Annotated in this window: 2 protein-coding genes; one reads left to right on the plus strand and one right to left on the minus strand. The window is 69.2% G+C overall.

What is annotated here, in order from left to right; all coding sequences use genetic code 11:
* The coding region (locus tag A9X04_RS21320; protein WP_197509270.1) for a UbiA family prenyltransferase at nt 1-456 on the plus strand (456 nt) is incomplete at its 5' end.
* Between the two features lie 104 nt (nt 457-560).
* On the opposite strand, the gene A9X04_RS21325 is transcribed toward A9X04_RS21320, so the two are convergent.
* On the minus strand, nt 561-866 hold a 306-nt coding region (locus A9X04_RS21325; RefSeq protein WP_156764462.1), incomplete at its 5' end, for a zinc-binding dehydrogenase.

The following is an 866-nucleotide window of genomic DNA, read 5'->3' on the forward strand; positions in this document are numbered from 1 at the left end:
GCGGCCGGCTGCATGCCGGTGATGATCGGCTGGTCGGCCGTCACCGGCACCATCGGCTGGCCGGCGCTGGTGATGTTCGCGGTCATCTTCTTCTGGACGCCGCCGCACACCTGGGCGCTGGCGATGCGTTACAAGGACGACTACAAGGCCGCCGGCGTCCCCATGCTGCCCGCCGTGGCGACCGAGCGTGAAGTCACCAAGCAGATTCTCATCTACAGCTGGCTGACGGTGTTGTCGACGCTGGCGCTGGCCCTGGCCACCGGCTGGCTGTACGCGGCGGTCGCCGTGGCCGCCGGGGTGTGGTTCCTGGCGATGGCCCACCAGCTGTACGCCGGGGTTCGCGCCGGCGAGCCGGTCAAACCGTTGCGGTTGTTCCTGCAATCGAACAACTATCTCGCGGTGGTCTTCTGCGCGCTGGCGGTCGATTCGGTGATCGCGCTGCCGCACCTGTTCTGAGTCTCAGTCACAGCGGCCACATCCGACGCCGAACGTGGGGCCCAGGTACAAAATCCGCCTGGAATCCGTCCGTAGGCCCCACACTCGACGCCTCGGCCGGCCCCTCAGGGCAGCAGCACGATCGAGCCCGCCGTCTTGCGGCCCTGCAGGTCGTGATGGGCGCGCGCGGCCTCGGCGAGCGGATACCGCCCACCCACTTCGACGGTGATGGCGCCGCCGGCGATCGCGTCGAACAATTCCTCTGCCCGCCAACTGAATTCCTGGCCGGTGCGGATGAAGTGGGCCAGCGAGGGGCGGGTCAAGAACACCGAGCCGGCGGCGTTGAGGCGCTGAGGATCGAACGGCGGAACGGGTCCGCTGGCCGCCCCGAACAGCGCCAGCGTGCCGCGCACGGCCAGGCTGGCCAGGCT

The organism is Mycobacterium sp. E3247, assembly GCF_001667785.1.
Lineage (GTDB): Bacteria > Actinomycetota > Actinomycetes > Mycobacteriales > Mycobacteriaceae > Mycobacterium.